General features: G+C 59.0%; 13 protein-coding genes and 1 pseudogene. 7 read left to right on the forward strand and 7 right to left on the reverse strand.

Annotation, left to right across the window (positions count from 1 at the left end):
- Positions 1-245: 245 nt before the first annotated feature.
- The 7 genes and pseudogenes from rhlB to EAO82_RS20965 all read right to left on the reverse strand — a co-directional run.
- Positions 246-1679: pseudogene (gene rhlB / locus EAO82_RS05530) on the reverse strand (ATP-dependent RNA helicase RhlB); the annotation flags it as partial.
- A 113-nt stretch (positions 1680-1792) separates the two neighbouring features.
- Positions 1793-2449 (reverse strand): alpha/beta hydrolase, encoded by a 657-nt coding sequence (locus EAO82_RS05535; protein ID WP_096345671.1) that lies wholly within the window; start codon positions 2447-2449, stop codon positions 1793-1795.
- A gap of 38 nt (positions 2450-2487) precedes the next feature.
- Positions 2488-3054: an elongation factor P-like protein YeiP gene (yeiP, locus tag EAO82_RS05540; protein ID WP_096345670.1), complete on the reverse strand. Its 567-nt coding sequence runs from the start codon at positions 3052-3054 to the stop codon at positions 2488-2490.
- A 106-nt stretch (positions 3055-3160) separates the two neighbouring features.
- The gene (gene mscK, locus EAO82_RS05545) at positions 3161-6508 is read right to left on the reverse strand and encodes a mechanosensitive channel MscK (protein WP_174958728.1); all 3348 of its coding nucleotides are present in this window, start codon (positions 6506-6508) and stop codon (positions 3161-3163) included.
- A gap of 156 nt (positions 6509-6664) precedes the next feature.
- Entirely contained in the window at positions 6665-8467 is a 1803-nt protein-coding gene (locus tag EAO82_RS05550) for an acyl-CoA dehydrogenase (RefSeq protein ID WP_096345668.1), read from the reverse strand.
- An 88-nt stretch (positions 8468-8555) separates the two neighbouring features.
- The gene (locus EAO82_RS05555; protein WP_096345667.1) at positions 8556-9536 is read right to left on the reverse strand and encodes a serine/threonine protein kinase; all 981 of its coding nucleotides are present in this window, start codon (positions 9534-9536) and stop codon (positions 8556-8558) included.
- 134 nt (positions 9537-9670) lie between these two features.
- Positions 9671-10129: a ComF family protein gene (locus EAO82_RS20965; protein ID WP_231703288.1), complete on the reverse strand. Its 459-nt coding sequence runs from the start codon at positions 10127-10129 to the stop codon at positions 9671-9673.
- A gap of 361 nt (positions 10130-10490) precedes the next feature.
- On the opposite strand from EAO82_RS20965, the gene bioB reads away from it, so the two are divergent.
- The 7 genes from bioB (at position 10491) to EAO82_RS05595 (ending at position 16219) form a co-directional block, all read left to right on the forward strand.
- Positions 10491-11552 carry a biotin synthase BioB gene (gene bioB, locus EAO82_RS05565; RefSeq protein ID WP_096345665.1) on the forward strand — a complete coding sequence of 354 codons (1062 nt, stop codon included), beginning with the start codon at positions 10491-10493 and terminating at the stop codon, positions 11550-11552.
- A 133-nt stretch (positions 11553-11685) separates the two neighbouring features.
- Positions 11686-12876 carry an 8-amino-7-oxononanoate synthase gene (gene bioF / locus EAO82_RS05570; RefSeq protein ID WP_096345664.1) on the forward strand — a complete coding sequence of 397 codons (1191 nt, stop codon included), beginning with the start codon at positions 11686-11688 and terminating at the stop codon, positions 12874-12876.
- A complete protein-coding gene (locus tag EAO82_RS05575; protein ID WP_174958731.1) occupies positions 12869-13585 on the forward strand; it encodes an alpha/beta fold hydrolase in 717 nt (238 codons plus the stop codon). The genes bioF and EAO82_RS05575 overlap by 8 nt, the downstream gene beginning before the upstream one ends.
- The gene (bioC, locus tag EAO82_RS05580; protein ID WP_096345662.1) at positions 13578-14366 is read left to right on the forward strand and encodes a malonyl-ACP O-methyltransferase BioC; all 789 of its coding nucleotides are present in this window, start codon (positions 13578-13580) and stop codon (positions 14364-14366) included. Before EAO82_RS05575 ends, bioC begins: the two co-directional genes overlap by 8 nt.
- A gap of 1 nt (position 14367) precedes the next feature.
- Positions 14368-15048: a dethiobiotin synthase gene (bioD, locus tag EAO82_RS05585; RefSeq protein ID WP_096345661.1), complete on the forward strand. Its 681-nt coding sequence runs from the start codon at positions 14368-14370 to the stop codon at positions 15046-15048.
- Between the two features lie 91 nt (positions 15049-15139).
- A complete protein-coding gene (locus EAO82_RS05590) occupies positions 15140-15448 on the forward strand; it encodes a flagellar basal body rod C-terminal domain-containing protein (RefSeq protein WP_096345660.1) in 309 nt (102 codons plus the stop codon).
- Between the two features lie 18 nt (positions 15449-15466).
- Entirely contained in the window at positions 15467-16219 is a 753-nt protein-coding gene (locus EAO82_RS05595; RefSeq protein WP_096345659.1) for a putative metalloprotease CJM1_0395 family protein, read from the forward strand.
- Positions 16220-16402: the final 183 nt, after the last annotated feature.

Raw genomic sequence — 16402 nt, forward strand, 5'->3', positions numbered from 1 at the left:
CAGTTCAAATGACCTTCACAAGCGCAAAAAAGCCAAACTGGAAATAAATATTGCAGGCGACGAACGGGGATGTTCAGGGGCCAAAAAACCACGTTATAGTCATTGGCCCGGTGAGATGAAAAACGCTGTTAGCGCCGGTTTCCCCGCTGTCCGTCACGTCCACTTGCGCGTTTCTTGTTGGCTGCCGCCGCTGCGGCCTGCTCGGCTTCGTTGGCATCGCTGGCGGCTTTCTCGTCGGCGCTCTGGTGGCGCTGAGGCAGGGCTTTGAGTAGATGCATTTCCGGCGGAATACATACCAGCTTATTGCCCAATAGCGCTTCAATGGGCGGAATCTGGAATGCATCATCCTCGCAGGCAAAACTGATAGACGTACCTTTGGCGCCGGCTCGGCCAGTGCGGCCAATGCGGTGTACGTAATCTTCAGGGTCATCCGGCAAGGTGTAATTGATCACATGACTGATGCCGTCGACGTGAATGCCTCGGCCGGCCACGTCCGTAGCAACCAGCACGCGCAGGCTGCCATCCTTGAAACTGTCCAGGGTGCGCACGCGCTTTTGCTGTGGCACATCACCGGACAATTGGGCGGCATTGATGCCATCGCGTACCAGCCTTTCCTGAATGCGGCGAACCTGATCCTTGCGATTGGCGAACACCATGACTCGGGTCAGATCGAGTTGGGTGATCAGGTTGTACAGCAGCTTGTACTTGTCGCTGCCGGTCACGGCGTACACCTGCTGATCGACGTTCTCCGAGGCGGCACGCTCTGGCTCAATCTCGACGATGGCCGGATCCTGGGTCCATTGCTGGGACAGGTTCATCACGTCGTCGCTGAAGGTGGCTGAGAACAGCAGCGTCTGGCGGTCACCCTTGCGCGGGGTCTGGCGGATGATCTGCCGTACTTGCGGAATAAAGCCCATATCCAGCATGCGGTCGGCCTCATCCAGGATCAATACCTCGATCAGATCCAGATGCACTTCACCGCGGTTGCAGAAGTCCAGCAGACGGCCCGGGGTGGCCACCAGAATGTCGCAATGCTGCTTTTCCAGCTGCTTGATCTGTTTGTCGAAATCCATGCCGCCGACAAAAGCCATCACGTTTAACGGGCAATGCTTGGTCAGGCCTACTGCATCGTTGGCAATCTGCATCACCAGTTCGCGGGTCGGCGCGATGATCAGCGCACGCGGCTCGCCCATAAAGCGCTCATCCGGCGGGGGCGTTTCCAGCAGTTGAGTGATGGTCGAGATCAGAAACGCAGCTGTTTTGCCGGTACCGGTCTGTGCCCGGCCGATGGCATCCTGGCCCTTGAGCGTGCTGCCCAGTACCTGTGCCTGAATCGGTGTGCAGTAACTGAAGCCCTGATCCTGAATCGCGCGCATCAGGCTGTCGGGCAGGTCGAAATCATGAAAGCGGGTTTTGCCTTCGGCCGGCTCGACTGAGAAGTCCTCGCGTGCCCAGGGTGTAATGGGCTCAACCGGTGGCGCCGCTGGCTTGTCTTTGCGCGGTCGCTGTTTGCCAGCCAAGCGGCCATTGGCAGTATTGTTGGCAACGGTATTTGCGGCAACAGACGGGCTTTTTCTTGCGTCAGCGGCAGAGCTAGTACGAGGGCTAGATGTGGCAGGCTGCGGCTGGGCTTGAGGCTTGTCTTGCGGCTTGAACAGACTCTTCAGTGCTTTGAGCACAGGCATCTCTCAGTGTGGGCAAATGGATATTCACCCAGCAGTGTACTGCAACGTTTTGTATTCGCGAAGCCCTGGCCGGTTAATTTTTGACCAATCCGGCCGGGGCATTCGGATTACAGTGCCAGGCGGGTGACCAACCACTGCCGAATGTCGGCAATCTGTGCTGGGCAGACTTCGTGGCCCATCGGGTAGTCATGCCATTCAACCTGATGGCCAGCGGCTTCCAGCACGTCATGTGCCTGGCGGCCCAGAGTGGTTTTGACCATCTCGTCGTTCAAACCGTGAGCGCAGAACACCGCCAGCGGTCGTGCGGTTTTACCCTCGACCAGGGTGTCCAGAGTGGGGCCGTAGGTAGACAAAGCCATGACGCCGCCCAGAGTCAGATCACTTTGCATCGCAGCATGCAAGACCACGGCGCCGCCCTGGGAAAAGCCGGCAAGGATGATGTGTTCTGCCGGCACGCCGGCGGCAATCTGCTGGTTAACCAGGCTCAGAACCGTGTCCGCCGATTCCTGCATTTGTTCGTGGCTGATCGCCCGCGCGGGAGCCATGCCCAGGATGTCGTACCAACTGGGCATCGGGAAACCACCATTGATGGTGACCGGCCGCGTTGGCGCCTGGGGAAAAATAAAGCGAATGCCGTGATCATCTGGCAGATCCAGGGCATCGACTACCGGAACAAAGTCGAAACGGTCGGCGCCCAGACCGTGCAGCCAGATAACGCAGTGGCGGGTCGTGGTAGAGGGTTCGATGACATGCGGCTGTGACATGAGTAATTCCTTGTGGGGAAACGGACTGGGATACGCACTCAGGCGCGCGACATGAATTTCCCGGTTTCGGTATTGATGCGCAGTGTCTCGCCCGTTTCCAGATATTCAGGGATCTGAATTTCCAGGCCGGTAGCGAAACGAGCCGTCTTGGTTCGGGCGCTGGCGGAGGAGCCTTTAATCGCCGGCGGTGTTTCTTCGATGGGCATTTCCACTACCGCGGGTAACTCCACGCCAACCAGGTTGCCCTCGACAATCAGGCCGTACAGACCGGCGATACCGTCGTGCAGGTAAGGAATCTGATCTTCCAGCTGCTCTGCCGTCAGGGTGTACTGGCTGAAGTCCTCATTGTCCATAAAGGTGTAGCCGTCAGCGTCGAGATAGAGAAACTGCACAGCGCGCTTCTGAAAGTCGATAGAGGCGAGCATGTCATCGCCGGTCAGGCTCTGGTCCAACTTCTGCTTGGTCTGCACATGGTTGAAACGCACCTTGTACAGGGTCGTACCGCTGCGCGACGAAGGGCTTTTCACTTCGATATGCGAGACGATGTACGGCTGGCTGTTGATCTGGACGATCTGGCCTTTTTTCAGTTCGGCGGCTCTGGGCATGGAACGGCATACTCGGGTGGAAGTTGAAGAGGGATATTGTGCGGGTATTTGTATGAAGGCATCAAGCGCCGGGGGTGGGGCCCCGGCGCAGCGGATCAACGGTGTTTTAGAGCGACGCGGGGCTATCAGGCTGGGGTGATTCAGGCTCTGGAGGCTTTTCGTCGAGCAATTGGCTGAGTACCTTTTTTTCAACTCCTGAGCTGGTGCGCAGATTGATATCCAGTTGGCGGAAGGCGATCTCAATGCCATTCTCCTCGAACAAGCGGTCAATTTCCCGGTTGATTTCATCGATGGCCATATTCCGGTCAATCAGCTCGCGCACGTGAATGCGCAATTCATGCTCAAGCGTGGAGTCACTGAAGTTGAGAAACAACACCAGCGGCTCGGGGTCCTTCAGTACCCGGGGGTTGCTGGTGGCCGCCTGCATCATCAGTTCCTTGGTTTTTGCCAGGTCAGAGCCGTAGGCCACGCCGACCTTGATGATCACCCGGGTAATGGTATCCGAGAGCGACCAGTTGATCAGGTGGTCGGTCACGAAGGTCTTGTTCGGAACGATGATTTCCTTGCGGTCAAAGTCGGTGATGGTAGTGGCGCGAATACGTATGCGATTGACGGTGCCGGACAGCTCCCCGATGGTCACCACATCGCCGATACGGATAGGCTTTTCAAACAGGATGATCAGACCGGACACGAAGTTGGCGAAAATTTCCTGGAGGCCGAAACCCAGGCCGACACTGAGCGCCGCTACCAGCCATTGGAGCTTGTCCCAACTGACCCCAAGTGCGGACAGACCGCTGATAACACCGATACTGACGATGATGTAGCTAAGCAACGTGGTTATGGCGTAGCTGCTGCCCTGTTCCAGCTTCATGCGCGACAGCACCAGAATCTCCAGTAGGCCGGGCAGGTTGCGCGCCAGCGTCACGGTGAAGACCACTATCAGCAGCGCTCCCAGTACGTCTCCGGCGGTCATCGCTGTGGTAGACGGATTTTCCGGTGTACCGCTGGCGTACTCCCACAGGGTGACCGACTCCAGATAATAGGCCGCACTGATCAGATCGGACCAGACGAAATAGACCAAAATGCCAAACAGCACGAGAATACCCAGTTTGGTCAGGCGCAAGGACTGCTGGTTGATCTGCTGAATATCCATCTCGGGGATTTCGATCCCGGCTTCGTTCTCCTGGCCTTCACGGTTCTGCGCAGCTTCGCGCTTGGCCATCGCCCGTTGATAGGCCAGCCGGCGGCCGGCGACGCTCAGATTGCGGACTACGGTGCCCTCGACCAGCATCCACAGCACAATCAGGTACAGCGTATCGATAAAGCGGTCGGCGAGTTTTGTCGAGGTGTAGTGATAGCCCCAATAGGTCATGCCCGCCAGCGCCAGTGGTGTCAGCGTCAGTACCAGCATGGCGGTGAAGTGCAGCACGCGGGAGTTGTACAGCGGCTCGCTGCGCCACATCATCCGCCCCAGCAAACCGGACAGCACCAGCATGCCGGTCATCATCAGCAATCGGCCGATGACGTCGTTGGTCTGCTGCTCGGGTACTTCTGCATTCAGGCTGATGATCAGCACCACGGGCAGGGTGATCCAGGCAAGGTTGCGAGTCAGCCGATGCAGCCGGTGCACCAGCCTGGCTTCCCAGCGGAAATGCCGCACAGCGATGCCCTTCGGGTCCAGCACCCGATACAGCAAATGCAGAACGAACCAGGCTACCGACAGCTTCAGAAGGGCCGCACCGATGACCGGCATACCGGCATCTTCGCTACGCCCCAGCAGCGTGCCCAGTGCCGCCAGTACCACGGGCACCGGCAGCACGTTCAATGCACTGAGCGCAATGGCCTTGGGCGTATGGTAGACAGTATCGCGACGGAAGTGGCCGACATCCTCATTCAGGGTAAACAGCCGTTGCTTGATCCTTTTCCTGTATGCGGTATGCACCACTACCAGCAGTGCGAGCACTAGCAGCCAGGGCCATTTTTCCTCCAGCGCGACGAACGCATGCCTGGCCTGTGTTGCCAGTTGCATATCGCTCACCTGCTGCTGGGCCTGCTCGGCAAATGAAGTGACCCAGGCACGGTCTATCCGTCGGTTGCTGGCAACCCAGAACAGCTGGTCGTCAATGGTGCGTCTGAGGTCACCGCTCAGCTGCTGCAACTGGCGCTGATTGATCTGCAGCGTGATGGCCTGGCTGAGCAGAGTATTGATGTTGTTGCTGAGCTGGTCGACCAGATTGGTACGGCTTTCGATCACCAGCTGCATATCGTCCCGCAGGTTGTCCCGCAGGTCTTCGGGTAACCGGCCGAGCAATTCATCCAGATAGACCTGGGGTCTGCCGAGTTCGTCGCGCAGGCTGGTGAGTTCAAACTGGCGCAAGCGCAAATCGGCGATCTGGTCGGCGACGCTGGCGTCCAGCCGCACATTGGGTAGAGCGCGCTTTTGCTGATGGAGTATTCGCGATAGCAACACACTGCCTTCCAGTACGTCTATCTGCTGCTCCAAGGCGCGGTCGATCTGGGTCATGCTTTCGATCTGTTGCAACGTTTGGATGTTCTTGCTGGTCAGCTCGCCGACCCGCGTGGTCGCGGCAAGCAGTTCTTCACTCAGGCGTTGGTTGAGGCCGCCTTGTTCGCGCAACAGTTCGTTTTCGGTGGTTTCCAGGGCTTCTGTCGCTTCGCTGACCGTCTGTTCAGACTGGCTGCGACGCTTCTCATTGATCACCTCTTGAAGGATGCCCACCTCGCGCTCGATATCATCAATCTGCTGTTTGAGCAGATCGCGTTTCTGCGTGGCCAGGTCCTGCAGAACGCTATTGGCGTTCAGTTGCCGACGCATAAAGCGATTAGTCAGTTGCAGACTTTCCTGCTCGGCGGTGAGCATGCGCAGGTTGGCCTGGTTGATGCGCGTGTCCGGTTGCCGCTGCAATATGCGGATCTGCTCGACAATCGCCTGCTCACGGGTCTGGTTGGCCGACACTTGTGCCTGGGTGCGTTCCGGTCGCGTCTGGGCGGCGATAAGGTCGCTATTGACGCTGGTCAGGTCATTTTGCCAGGTGAACATCTGGCCGACCTTTTCGCCGAGCAGATCTTCCAGCGATTCAAGGTTCTGGCTGGCAAACTGGCGACGTATGCTTTCGGAATCCTGTGCACGCAGATTCTCCATTTGCTGGCGGGCCGCACGTATCCGCTCCGGAGCGCGCTGTAGCTCCTCTTCCAGTTTTGTGGTGTCTTCGGCGAGTTTCTGAGTGCGCTCAAGGTAGGTCAGGGTGTTCTGGTAGGCTTCCTGGAACTCGCGCTTTTCCGCATCCGGCTGCGTACTCTCGGCGAGTGTGGTGATCTCGGTCTGCAGGGATTCGATAGATTGTTCGATTTCCGACTGGGCCAGGGCATGACCGGCCAGAGCCCATTGACCCAGTAACAGGGCACTGCACAACAGTTTGAAAAAACGCGACATGAAGAGTTTCCAGAATGATCCTGTGCGAAAGGTTAGTCCTACGCGCAGAGATTGGGAAGCAGCTTCAGCAGGTCCTTCGGCAAACATACGCGAGGATATAAAAAAACCGCCCCTGGGGGCGGTTTCTGTGGCGTGCAGCCAAGGCGCCGGATCGGATCAGAACCAGTCGTTCTGCATCTCCAGGCAGGTGGCGTCGCGATTTTCCAGAATGCTCAACGCGTGGTGACAAGCCGGTACTTCCCAGGTCAGGAAGAAACGCGCAGCCTGCAACTTGCCGCGATAGAAGTCCGCGTCGCTGGCCTTGCCGTCGGCCAGTCCGCGTTCGGCACAGACTGCCTGTTCCAACCAGCGCCAGCCGATGACCATATGCCCGAAGGTATTCAGGTACAGCGCCGAGTTGGCCAATGCCTGGTTGATCTTGCCCTGACCCATATCGCCCAGCAGCGCCATGGTGACCTTGCCGAGATGCGCGTGCAATTTTTCCAACGGCTCTCGCAGTGCGGTCAGCGAATCGTACTCACTGGCGCGGGCGCAAGTAGCTTGAATCAGGCCGGACAGTTGTTTGAGCGCGGCGCCGTTGTTCATCGCCACCTTGCGGCCCAGCAGGTCCAGAGACTGAATGCCGTGGGTGCCTTCGTGGATCGGGTTCAGACGGTTATCACGGTAGTACTGCTCAACCGGATACTCGCGGGTATAACCGGCACCGCCAAGAATCTGAATCGCGTGCTCGTTGGCCTTGAGGCAAAACTCCGACGGCCAGGATTTGACGATGGGCGTCAGCAGATCCAGCAGTTCCAGCGCAGTGCGGCGCTGCTCCTCGGTCTCCAGAGTTTCGGTGTCGTCGAACAGGCGGGCGGCATACAAACCCAGGTCAAAGGCGCCTTCCACGTAGGCCTTCTGCGTCAGCAACAGACGTTTTATATCGGTGTGTTCGACGATCGCGACCTGGGCGGAGCTGGGGTCCTTGCCATCTGGCAGGCGGCCCTGTGGTCGATCGCGGGCGTATTCCAGCGAGTACAGGTAGCCGGCGTAGCCGAGCATGGTTGCGCCCATACCGACGCCGATACGTGCTTCGTTCATCATCTGGAACATATAGCTCAAACCCTGATGCGGCTTGCCCACCAGGTAACCTACGCACTCGCCTTTCTCGCCAAAGTTCAGCGCGGTCGATGTCGTACCGCGCCAGCCCATCTTGTGGAACAGGCCTGCGAGGGCGACGTCATTGCGTGCGCCGACACTGCCGTCATCATTGACCAGGAACTTGGGCACGATAAACAGCGAGATGCCTTTGACGCCCGGAGGGGCGTCGGGCAGCTTGGCCAGGACCATGTGAACGATGTTGTCTGACAGCGGGTGATCGCCGCCGGAGATATAGACCTTGTTGCCTTTCAGGCGGTAACTGCCATCTTCAGCGGGTTCTGCCTTGGTGCGGATATCCGACAGGGACGAGCCAGCGTGCGGCTCGGTCAGCGCCATGGTGCCGAAGAAGCGGCCGTCGATCATCGGCTGCAGGAAGCGTTGCTTCTGCTCGTCATTACCGAAAGCTTCAATCAGGTTGGCTGCACCCATGGTCAGCATCGCGTAGGAAGAGGTCGCGGCATTGGCAGACTGGAAATGCGCAAAGCAGGCTTGCGACAGCAGGTTGGGCATCTGCATGCCGCCCTGCTCGAAAGTGCGCGTGGCGTTCAGAAAACCGGCTTCCAGGAAGGCATCGACCGCTGGCTTGATCTCCGGAATCAGCTCGGCCGCACCATCCACGTACTTGGGCTCGTTTTCGTCGCTTTTGCGGTTGTGCGGAGCGAAATACTTGTCCGCGATGGTGCGTGCAGTGCCAATCGCCGCGTCGAACGTTTCACGGTTATGGTCAGCGAAGCGTGGTCGCTGGGTCAGACCTTCGGCATCTAGCACTTCGTACAGTTCGAAGGCCAGATTGCGGGAGTCGAGGAGTGTGTCGGTCATGCTCGTTGCCTCTCAAAAAAGATGCGTTGCAGTGTATTCAGTCAAAAGGTGACTGGGAACGGCCATTGATATCTCTTATACGGCCTGATCAGAACAATCGGAGCAGCGGCTCATCCAGCGCTGCGCGCTGTTCGCGCAGTGTCAGTACTTGATCGGCCCAGTAGCGCTCACTGGCAAACCAGGGGAAGTGCCGAGGGAACGCCGGATCGTCCCAGCGGCGGGCCAGCCAGGCGCTGTAATGCACCAGGCGCAGCGTGCGCAGGGATTCGATCAGCGCCAGTTGCCGTGGATCGAAATCATAAAACTCATTATAGCCCTCCACCAGCTCGGCCAACTGCCCCTGGCGTTGGTTGTGATCGCCGGACAGCATCATCCACAGATCCTGGATGGCTGGACCCTGACGGCAATCGTCCATATCCACCATATACAGGCTCTCGTCGCGCCAGAGCAGATTGCCGACATGCAGATCGCCATGCAGACGAATGGTGGAATAGGGATTGGCCTGCATGCGCTGATCGATCACCTGCATCAGATCATCGGCCACGGAGAAATACGCCGGGCGCAGATTTTCCGGGACTATGCCCGATTCGCGCAGCCAGGCCAGGCTGTCATGGCCGAAATTCTGCACTGTCAGTGTCGGCCGGTGCTTGAACGGCTTCATCGCACCTACCGCATGCAGGCGGCCGAGCAGGCGGCCGAGCATCAATAAATGATCAGGATTATCCAGCTCGGGCGCGCGACCGCCAAAGCGCTTGAACAGGCTGAAGCGAAAGCCGGCGAATTCGAACAAGGTGCGGCCGTCGATCTGCATCGGCGGGATAACCGGAATATCGCGGTCGGCCAGCTCCAGCGAATACTCATGTTCTTCGAGAATGGCTTCATCGCTCCAGCGGTCCGGGCGATAGAACTTGGCGATCAGGGGTTGTTCGCCTTCAATGCCAATTTGAAACACGCGGTTCTCGTAGCTGTTCAGCGTCAGAGTGCGGGCATCGCTGAGAAACCCCAGCGATTCCACCGCATCCAGCACGGTGTCAGGGGTAAGCAGGGCAAAAGGATGTTGCGAGTCCATGGTAGCTCCGCCAGACCGAATTAGGCTGCCATGGTGTCACATCCCGGCACACTCGGGTAACGGCGCAATGTAACTGACTGTAGTAACAGCGGTATTCCCGGTCCCTTTTATCGCGGCAAATAACCCTTCAGACACTAAGGCGTTCTGGCTACGCACCAGACGCTCACGCTGTGCGCGCCAGCCTGCAGCAATGTGTGAGCGGCCTCGTCGGCGGTGGCGCCAGTAGTCAACACATCATCAATCAGCGCCAGATGCAGGCCAGCCACCTTGTCGGGCGAGGAACAGGCGAAGGCACCCTTGAGGTTGTGTTTTCGCTGTTGCGCGGTAAGGCCTTGCTGGGTGTGGGTAGCTTGCACCCGTTTGAGCGTCGAACTCAGCAAGGGGCAGGCTAATGCACGGGCTACGGGTCGGGCCAACTCCAGGGCCTGATTGAAGCCGCGTTGCGCCTGGCGTTGGCGATACAACGGCATGGGGATCAGCGCGTCGGGCAAAGCGTGCTGCTGTTCCTGATACATATAGGTGACGTAATCCGTTAACAGGTGCGCGAGAAGGCGACCGTAAATCAGTTGGTTGTGGTACTTGAAGGCGGGCACCAGACTATCCAGTGGGAAACGGTAGAGAAACGGACAGATCACCTGCGAGTAAGCCGGGGGATGCTGTTGGCACTTCCCGCAGAGCTGGCCGGCAAAGGGCAGCGGCAGGGCACATTGGCGGCAGCGTGTACCGAGCCAGGGCAGATCACGCCTGCAGGGCTCACACAGCCCTTGTTGAACAGAGGCGCGATGACGAGTTGAGTCGCCACTCAGGCATAAAAGACAATGGCTGGATTGGTTGTTATTTAGCCAGTTGTAAAGCTTGGCGATTTGCAATGGTTGACAGCCTCCCTGCCGTCGCTATCATGCGTGCATAGCTTAAATATAGATGGTTGTTCATCCCTATTTCAGGATTCTATTCATGACAGTTTCATCCTTGACCACCTCAGTCACCCGTCATAACTGGAAGCCAGCCGAAGTGCTGGCGCTCTTTCGCCAGCCCTTCAATGATCTGATGTTCCAGGCACAAACCGTACACCGCCAGCACTTCGATGCCAACCGGGTACAGGTCTCCACATTGTTGTCGATCAAGACCGGTGCCTGTCCGGAAGACTGCAAGTACTGTCCGCAGTCGGGTCACTACAACACCGGGCTGGAGAAGGAAAAGCTGCTGGAAGTCCAGAAGGTCCTGGATGAAGCCGTTGCTGCCAAAGCCATTGGCGCCACCCGCTTCTGTATGGGCGCGGCCTGGAAGCATCCGTCCGACAAGGACATGCCCTATGTGCTGGAAATGGTCAAAGGCGTGCGCAAGCTTGGCCTGGAGACCTGCATGACGCTGGGGAAGTTGACCAAGGAACAGACGCGCGAGCTGGCTGAAGCCGGGTTGGATTACTACAACCACAATCTGGACACCTCTCCGGAGTTCTACGGCAACATCATTACCACCCGCACCTTCGGTGACCGCCTGGAGACCCTGTCTTACGTGCGCGACGCCGGCATGAAGATCTGTTCGGGCGGTATTCTCGGCATGGGTGAGTCGCTGGAAGACCGCGCCGGCCTGCTGATCCAGCTGGCGAATCTGCCTGAGCATCCGGAAAGCGTGCCGATCAACATGCTGGTCAAGGTCAAGGGCACCCCACTGGAAAACGAAGCCGATGTAGATCCCTTTGATTTCATTCGCACGCTGGCCGTGGCACGCATCATGATGCCCAAATCCCACGTGCGCCTGTCCGCTGGTCGTGAACAGATGAACGAACAAACCCAGGCCCTGGCGTTCTTCGCTGGTGCCAATTCGATCTTCTACGGCGATCGTCTGCTGACCACGTCCAACCCGCAGGCCGAGAAGGACATGCGTCTGTTCGACCGCCTGGGCATCAAGCCTGAAGAGCGTGAAGAGCATGACGACGAAGTTCATCAGGCGGCCATCGAGCAGGCGCTGGTGGAACAACGCGATAGTGAAATGTTCGTGAATGCGGCGGGCTGATTAACCGCAGCAGCAAGCTTTCAGCGACGAGCGGCAAGCCGCGGGTGCCTTCAACACCCTCGGCCTGTCATCTTCTCAATCGGTAATATGCGCCGCCAGCTTCAAGCTGGCGGCTAGCAGTTGCGTGAGCCCTATGTCCTTCAATCTGTCATCCCGTCTCGCTGAGCGCCGTGCGGCTCATTTGTACCGGCAGCGCCCGCTGCTGGAGTCACCTCAGGGCGTGCGCGTGGTGGTGGATGGTCAGCCGCTGCTGGCGTTCTGCAATAACGACTACCTCGGCCTGGCCAGTCATCCGGCGGTGATCGAAGCCTTTGCCGAGGGCGCGCGTCGCTGGGGTGTGGGCGGTGGTGCCTCGCATCTGGTGGTCGGCCACAGCCAGCCGCATCATGAACTGGAAGAGGCGCTGGCCGAGTTTACCGGCCGGCCGCGAGCGTTACTCATGTCCAGCGGCTATATGGCCAACCTGGGTGCAGTCACCGCCTTAGCGGGGCAGGGCGATACGGTACTGGAAGACCGGCTCAATCATGCGTCATTGCTGGATGCCGGCCTGCTCAGCGGTGCACGGTTTTCGCGCTATCTGCATAACGATGTGAACAGCCTTGCCGGTCGGCTCGACAAATCGCAAGGCAATACCCTGGTTGTCACCGACGGCGTATTCAGCATGGACGGTGACCTGGCGGAGCTGCCAGGTGTGTGTGCGACCGCTGCCGAGCGGGGGGCCTGGGTGATGGTCGATGACGCGCACGGCTTTGGCTGTCTTGGCAACAATGGCGGCGGGATTGTCGAGCATTTCGGCCTCAGTGTGGAGCAGGTGCCGGTATTGATCGGCACCCTGGGCAAAGCTTTCGGTACTGCTGGCGCCTTTGTGGCGGGCAGTGAAGAGTTGATCGAGACGCTTATTCAGTTCGCCCGACCCTATATTTACACCACCAGTCAGCCGCCGGCAGTTGCCTGCGCCACGTTGCGCAGCCTGCAATTGCTTCAGGGTGAACATTGGCGCCGGGAGCGGCTGGCGCAATTGATTGCGCAGTTCCGCATTGGTGTGGCGGATATCGGCCTGGAACTGATGAACAGCCCCACACCGATCCAGCCGATTCTGGTCGGCAGCAGCGAGCGTGCGATGGCGCTCTCGGCAGCGTTGCGTGAACAGGGCATTCTAGTTACTGCCATCCGCCCGCCTACCGTGCCGCGGGGCACCGCGCGGCTACGCGTGACGCTCAGCGCGGCGCACAGCGAAGACGACGTCAACCAGTTGCTGGACGCCTTGAAACGCGCCGTGGCGCAGCTACCCGTGACGCAATCATCCGAGGCTCATGATGCCTGACATTACGCTTTTACCCGGCTGGGCTCTTTCCCAGGATGCCATGCAGCCACTGGCCGATGCATTGACCCAAGCGCTTCCCGGCTGGCAGGTCGGCACCCAGGGAATGTCGGCGTTGCAACTTTCGACGCTGGAAACCGATCTGGCGGCCCTGGCTGAGCAGTTGCCGGCGGGGGTGTTGGTAGGTTGGTCGTTGGGCGGCATGCTTGCGATTCAATTACAGCGGCGGTTCCCCGAGCGTTTCAGTCACGTGGTGACTATCGCCAGCAATGGCTGTTTTGTGGTGCGCAAGGATTGGCCCGCGGCCATGCCAGCCGAGACGTTCAAGACATTTCTGAATGATTTCCGTATTCAGCCTGAAAAAACGCTCAAACGTTTTGCCTTGCTGGTGGGTCAGGGCAGCGAGCAACCACGCGCCCTGGCACAGAAGCTCGAATGGGATGGCGCCGATGCGGACCAGCGGCTGCATGCGCTGGCCTTGCTCGGTGTGCTGGACAGTCGCGCGGCGCTGAAAGCCTCGGCTGCCTCCAGCCTTCATTGCTTCGGCGGGCAGGATGCGCTGGTACCCGCGGCGGCGGCGCAGGCGCTTGCAGACCTGCAACCCCTTTTGCAGGTCGCAGTTCACGCTCAGGCCAGCCATGCGCTCCCTCTGGAACAGCCAGATTGGTTGGCCGAGCGCATCGCCGCATTTTTGGGTCGGCTATATGACTGAGATGGTTATCGATAAGCGCCGGGTGGCTGAATCCTTCAGCCGCGCCGCCAGCTCCTATGATCAGGCGGCAGAGTTTCAGCGTCAGGTAGGCTCGAATCTGCTCGCGCGGTTGCCCGAGCGCTTTGCGCCGCAGGCGATAATTGACCTGGGCTGTGGCACTGGTTATTTCACCCGCGCGCTGACGCAACGCTTTCAACAGCCGGTAATGGGTCTGGATCTGGCAGAAGGCATGCTGCGCTTCGCCAATAGCCAATCCATTGCCGAGAGTTCCTGGGTAGTGGCCGATGCGGAAGCATTGCCGCTCAAACCCGCTTCACAGGATTTGATCTTCTCCAGTCTCGCGCTGCAATGGTGCCCTGATCTGCTGCGGGCATTGACTCAGGCCGCGCAAGCATTGCGACCTGGCGGTTGTCTGGCGTTTTCTACACTGGTAGAAGGCACGCTGACAGAGTTGCAGCAGGCTTGGCAGACTGTCGATGGCTTCGTCCACGTCAACCGCTTCATGCCCTTGGCCGACTTGCAGCAAATGCTGGCGATGGCCGGTTTTGGCCGCTGGCACTGTGAGGTAGAAGAGCACGTGCTGCGTTACGCGCAGCTCAGTGGGCTGACCCAGGAGTTGAAGGCACTGGGTGCCCATAACCTTAATGCAGGACGTCCGGGCGGCTTGACCGGGCGTGCGCGCCTGCGCGCGCTAACCCAGGCCTATGAAACCTTCCGTCAGCCCGCCGGGCTGCCCGCGACCTACCAGGTGGCGCAAATACTCATGTTCAAGGAGTCGTAACATGCCCCAACGTTTCTTTGTTACCGGTACCGACACCGAGATAGGTAAAACCACCATCGCCTGTGGCCTGCTGCATGCGGCCAGGAAGGCGGGCTTGACTACGGCTGCCGCCAAACCGGTCGCGGCGGGCTGTGATGAAACCCCAAACGGCCTGCGCAATGAAGACGCGCTGGCGTTACAGGCGCAGTGTCAGCCCGAACTGGCTTACGAGTTGATCAATCCGATTGCGCTCAAATCGGCCATAGCGCCGCACATTGCCGCGCTCGAAGAGGGCGTGCCATTGACGGTAGAAATACTGGCGGGTGGCTGCCTCCAGGTGTTCGACAGCAATGCCGACCTGACTCTGGTGGAGGGCGCAGGTGGCTGGCGCGTGCCCTTGAATGACGAACAAACCCTGGCAGATCTGGCCAGGGATCTGGATATTCCGGTAGTGATGGTGGTGGGCATGAAGCTGGGCTGCATCAATCACGCGATCTTGACCGCTGAAGCCATTGCTGCCGATGGATTGAAGTTGGTCGGCTGGGTAGCCAACCAGGTCGATCCACATATGAGCCGTCCGTCGGAAAATCTGGCGACCCTGCGTCTGCAGTTGAGTGCGCCGTGTCTGGGATTCGTGCCGTGGATGGAGCAGCCTTCAGCGGCCGCCATTGCCGACTATCTGGATCTGGCACCACTGTCTTGATCCCGGCTGTCGCGAACTGACCGATGGCGGTGCTCGCTGTAGTGGCTTTGTGCTTTAATGGTGTTAACCGTATTTATTGAGGGTAAACCCCATGGCTTCACTCGACCTGATGTCAGCCGGACTGAATAGTGTTCGTCAGGGACAGTACCGCGCCAATACTGCCGCTGCCGAGATCGCCCGCATGGGCGTTCAGCGCGACCCCGCCGCGTCCCAGGCTATACCGTTGCAACCTGCCAATGGCCAGCCTGCAGCCACCGTTGCCGTGGATACCAATCGGCCAGTCAATCTGGTGGATAGCTTGGTCGAGTTGCAGCTGAGTCAACGCGAAGTAGAGGCGGGCGCCTCGGTCATTGATACAGCAGATGAAGTGCTTGGCACACTGCTGGACGTCACTGCCTGATCCGCCAGGCTTTCTTCAATGAGTAATCTCTCTATTTCCCCCGCCTTTTCGGGCACGGCTTCTGCCTACCCGCGCATGGCGGGCGCGTCGATGGGCGTTGCGGTCAACGGCTCTTCCGATCCTGCTGCTGTCAGTAGTTCCATTGGCCGGGAAGATGACCCGGCGGCGCGGAGTGCTGCGCTCACAGTTACTGCCGCCAGCCCTTCTGATGAATCCTCCGCTGATAGCCAATCCGAGCAACAGGCGCAAGTACAGCGTCAGCTCAGTCAGGTAGAGGCGGAACTGTTACGCGTTACCCAGACAGAAATCCGTGAGCTTGCCACTCGTGACCGGGAAGTGCGTACGCACGAGCAGGCGCACAAGGCGGTCGGCGGTCAGTATGCCGGTGCTGTCAGTTACAGTTATGAGCGTGGTCCGGATGGCCGCATGTATGCGGTGGGCGGGTCGGTTGCCATCGATACGGCGGCAATCCCCGGCGATCCGGCAGCGACGCTGCAGAAATTGCAGCAGGTTCAGCGCGCAGCTCTGGCTCCAGCGCAACCCTCCGCGCAGGATCTGTCAGTTGCTGCGCAGGCGGCGCAGGCGATGGCGCAAGCGCGAGCTGAGCTGGCGACTGACACCCTGGATGCTGCGACCGGTGAAGATGATGCGAAAGCGGATAATCGCGATCGCACGCCAGTTAATACCGAAGCTGACAAGGGCATCGCTGCATACAAGCAGGTAGATGCAGCAGACAGCATCCCCGGCCCGACGTTGCGCGCTCAAGCTTAAACGTTCCAGCCTGACTCCCAGGCGCAAGTCATTTTCTCCACCACTCAATCTCTCTCTGGGCTCTCCCGTTACAATTTTTTTGTAGCCTCGCGGCGTACAAAGAGTTGACATCATTTGCGCGTAAACGTATGTTTCAAACGTCTGTTTGAATTAGCTGCTGATGGCGTGCTGGATTTAGTCCGC

It is taken from the genome of Halopseudomonas pelagia (assembly GCF_009497895.1).
Lineage (GTDB): Bacteria > Pseudomonadota > Gammaproteobacteria > Pseudomonadales > Pseudomonadaceae > Halopseudomonas > Halopseudomonas pelagia_A.